The sequence below is a fragment of the Skermanella sp. genome (genome assembly GCF_059503625.1).
The window spans coordinates 1-4112 of record NZ_JCACHA010000070.1 but is presented as its reverse complement, the minus strand read 5'-3'; the positions used below and the strand labels follow the sequence as shown (position 1 = coordinate 4112).

4 protein-coding genes are annotated in these 4112 nt (G+C 66.7%); 1 reads left to right on the top strand and 3 read right to left on the bottom strand.

The annotated features are described in order from the left end of the window. The coding region (locus tag AC5JJ6_RS01935; RefSeq protein ID WP_496040422.1) for a hypothetical protein at positions 1-563 on the top strand (563 nt) is incomplete at its 5' end. 18 nt (positions 564-581) lie between these two features. Here the strand turns inward: AC5JJ6_RS01935 and AC5JJ6_RS01930 are convergent. The 3 genes from AC5JJ6_RS01930 to AC5JJ6_RS01920 are packed head-to-tail and all read right to left on the bottom strand — an operon-like array spanning position 582 to position 4077. After that, positions 582-1097, bottom strand: coding sequence for an NADH-quinone oxidoreductase subunit B family protein (locus AC5JJ6_RS01930; RefSeq protein ID WP_496040421.1), 516 nt, complete (start codon positions 1095-1097; stop codon positions 582-584). Between the two features lie 9 nt (positions 1098-1106). Then, entirely contained in the window at positions 1107-2615 is a 1509-nt protein-coding gene (locus tag AC5JJ6_RS01925) for a hydrogenase large subunit (protein WP_496040420.1), read from the bottom strand. A gap of 13 nt (positions 2616-2628) precedes the next feature. Next, positions 2629-4077, bottom strand: coding sequence for a hydrogenase 4 subunit F (locus tag AC5JJ6_RS01920; protein WP_496040423.1), 1449 nt, complete (start codon positions 4075-4077; stop codon positions 2629-2631). Positions 4078-4112 lie beyond the last annotated feature (35 nt).

Here is a 4112-nt window from a genome sequence, read left to right as displayed (position 1 = left end):
GAAGTCGGGCAATTGAACTGATCGGACTTATGAAACCACAAAACATCGGCGCCGCCCTGGCGGCGCTGCTTCTGCTTGCCGCTTGCGAAGATTACGGCAGGGTGACGCAAACCCAGGTCGACCCTGGCTACAGCCCGGACGAGCTTGGCTATGCCGGGGGCGACAAGGCCATCCTGACCACCCTGATCCACGGCAACCCCAGCGACGTCCCCGCCGACCGCTTCGCCGAGCAGGTGCTGACGTCGATGAATCGTGTCCAGGTCGGAGCCAGCCTGAAGTTCGGCCCCGACGCTGGTCCCGGCGGAAGGCCGATGTACAAGGTCGTCATGGTCTTCAACCCGGAGACCCAGGTGATCGACTCGGAACTCTGCGCGGCCCAGATCCCGCCGTCGCAGCCGTTCAAGGAAGACGTGACGGTCCGCGCCGCCTATTGCAGGGGCGGCAGGGCCATGTCCGGCGCCATCGGCACGATCGAAGCGGAAGACGCCGCCAAGCCCGACCGGATGGACCGCTTCATCCGCGATCTGACGGTGACGCTGTTCCCGACGCACCGGCCGTCATAGCGCCTACTTCGCCGCTTCCTACTTCGCCGCCTCCACTAGGGCCACGAGGCCGGCGAGCAGGTCGATGGGGCGCGGCGGACAGCCGGGGATGTGGAGATCGACCGGAATCACGGCGCCGACGCCGCCGGCGATGCCGTAGCTTCCCTTGAACAACCCGCCGTCGAGCGCGCAGCCGCCGACCGCGACCACCCATTTGGGATCGGGCGTCGCGTCCCAGGTGCGGAACAGGGCATCGCGCATGTTGGCGGTGACCGGTCCGGTCACCATCAGCACGTCGGCGTGGCGGGGTGAGGCCACGAAGCGCAGGCCGAAGCGCTCCAGATCGTAGACGACATTGTTGAGCGCGTGGATCTCCAGCTCGCAGCCATTGCACGAACCGGCATCGACCTGCCGGATCGACAGGCTGCGGCCCAGGCGGATGCGCGCCGCGCGGTCGAGCCGTCCGGCAAGTTCCTCGACGCCGGCCTCGGCGGCTTCGGGCCCCTTCATGGTCGCGGGGCCGCGCAGCAGGTTTCGGGCGATGGTCTTCAGCATGTCGTCACGCTACAAATCGTGCCCGGAATAGGAGCAGTTGAAGCTCTTGTTGCAGAGCGGGAAGTCCGCGACGATGTTGCCCTCGATCGCGGCTTCCAGCAGCGGCCACTGGAACCAGGACGGATCGCGCGGGTGACAGCGCGTCACGATACCATCTTCCCGTACCGCGACCCAGGTCATGATCTCGCCCCGGAAGCTTTCGACCAGGGCCATGCCCTGCCCTGCCACTGGAGATACCGGAACATGGACCGGGCCGTCCGGCAGCTTGTCCAGGATCTGCTGGACCAGCGACAGGCTGGCCTCGACCTCCCTGATCCGGACCCAGACGCGGGCGTTGACGTCGCCCTCGGTGAAGACGGGGACGCTGAAGTCCAGCTCGTCATAGGGCGCATAGCCTGGCTTGAGGCGGGCGTCCAATCCACGCCCGGATGCCCGCCCGATGTGACCGCCGGCCCCGAAACGATGGACCAGACCGCCGTCCACCCTGCCCGTCCCGACGGTACGGTCCTGGAGCGAGGCCTTCTCGTCGTAGATCCGGACGAGCGGGGGGAAGGCGACGGCGATTTCCCGCACCAGACCCAGGATTGCGTCTCGCCCTTCAGCGGGCAGGTCCACGGCGACGCCGCCGGGAACGATACGGTCCATCATCAAACGGTGCCCGAAGCAGGCGTCCGCCACCCGCAGGACCTTTTCCCGAAGCAGCCCGCATTCGGCCAGCATGAAGGCGAAGGACGCGTCGTTGCAGATGGCGCCGATGTCGCCGAGGTGGTTCGCCAGTCGCTCCAGCTCCGCCATGAGCGCCCGCAGCCAGACGGCGCGCGGCGAAACTGTTGTTCCGATGGCGGCCTCTACGGCGCCCGCGAAGGCCCAGGAATGGGCCACCGTGCTGTCGCCGGAGACGCGCGCCGCCAGCTTGCCGGCCTCCGCGATCGAGCGGCCCGCCATCAGCCATTCGGTGCCCTTGTGGGCGTAGCCCAGGCGCTGTTCCAGCCGGACCACGGTTTCCCCGTTGCAGGTGAAGCGGAAATGACCGGGTTCGATGATGCCGGCATGGACGGGACCGACGGGGATCTGGTGCAGACCCGGCCCTTCGACCGGAAGGAAGGGATAGGGCTCCGGCTGGCCGAGGGGATCGGGCGGGTCGGCCGACAGCGGCAGCCGGATCGGCCAGCTGTCATGGTCGAGCCAGGGGCGCGGATCGACCAGCGACTCGGCGCAGATGCCGAACAGGTCCTGGATCGTCCGCTCCAGCCGGATAGCGCCGGGACGAACGCCGCCGACGGAGGGAAACCGGCCTTCCGGACATGAAAGGGAAACGACTCCGACCGTCATGGCGGCCTCATCGCGGAGCGCCATGTGGACGATACCGGTGTCGGCCCAAAGCCCAAGCAGCGACCAGTCGTCCTTGGCGGCAAGGGTGGTCACCAACTCGGCCCAGGCTTCGCGGCCGAGATCGAAGCGCGGATAGGGGCGGTGGTTTTCAGCGCGGATGCCGACGGAGGCTAGATAGTCGAGCACGGTATCCCTCCCCTCAGCCGAGAAGTTTCGCGATTGCCTGGAACCAGTCCACCAGCGGCTCGGGCAGCCAGACGCCGGCGATCAGGACGATGATCATGTGGAGTACCAGCGGGAAGGTGCTGGTCGCGACAGGCTCGACCGATCCGGTCGGCGCGCCAAAGGCCAGCGACTGAAGCCGCAGGATCAGGGCGCCGAACGCGATGACGATGCCGGCGATCAGCGGCAGCGCCAGCAACGGGTTGCTGGCGAAGGTCGACGTCACCAGCAGGAACTCGCTCAGGAAGATGCCGAAGGGCGGCGCTCCGGCGATGGCGAGGACGCCGACCACAAGCCCCCAGCCGATGGCGGGATGGCTCGCGATCAGGCCTCTGATTTCCGAAATCTGCTGGGTGCCTTTGACCTGGGTCGCCAGCCCGACCGCGACGAAGATCGCCGACTTGGTCAGGCTGTGCATCGACATGTGGAGCAGCCCCGCGAAGTTGGCGACGGGACCGCCCATGCCGAAGGCGAACGTGATTATACCCATATGCTCGATCGAGCTGTAGGCGAACAGGCGCTTGATGTCGCGCCGGCGGTACAGCGTGAAGGCCGCCACCAGCAACGACAGCAGCCCCATCAGGATCATCAGGGGTCCCGGCGCCATCGTGTGCCCGTTGGCCGTCATCAGCATCTTGAACCGAAGCACCGCGTAAAGCGCCACGTTGAGCAGCAGACCGGACAGCACGGCCGAGATCGGCGTCGGCCCCTCCGCATGGGCATCGGGCAGCCAGGCATGCAGCGGCACCAGACCGACCTTGGTTCCGTAGCCGATCAGGATGAAGACGAAAGCGAGGTTCAGCAGTTCCGGACTGACGCTGCTCATCCGTCCCATCATGTCGGACCACGTCATCGCCGTCGTCCCGCCGCCCATCACGGGCTGGGCGGCCAGATAGATCAGGATCGTGCCGAACAATGCCAGCGCTATGCCGACGCCGCACAGGATGAAGTACTTCCAGGCCGCTTCCAGCGCCGCCGGCGTCCGATAGAGGCTGACCATCAGCACCGTCGTCAGCGTGGCGCCCTCCACCGCGACCCACAGGACGCCCAAGTTGTTGGCGAACAGCGCCAGCAGCATGGTGAACATGAAGGCCTGGTACATGGAGTGGTAGAAGCGCAGGAAGGATGGCTTCAGCCGTCCGATCTCGACCTCGTGCTCGATATAGCCGGCGCTGAACAGCGAGGTCGTGAAGCCGACGAAGGCCGTCAGCAGCGCCAGATAGGCGTTGAAGTCGTCCACCAGGAACAGCGCCGTCGTTTCCGGAAAGCCGCTCAGCAGGGTGGAGGCCGCCACCAGCGTCAGGCCGGACGCCAGCGCGTTGATCCGCGTCGCCAGACGATGGGGACCGACGGCGGCCAGCCCCAATGCCGACAGGAAGGGCAGCGCCAGGATGATGTGGACCGGGTTGACCGGAAGGAAGATCACCGGCGTTCCCCGCGGAAGGTTTCCAGGTCGTGCAG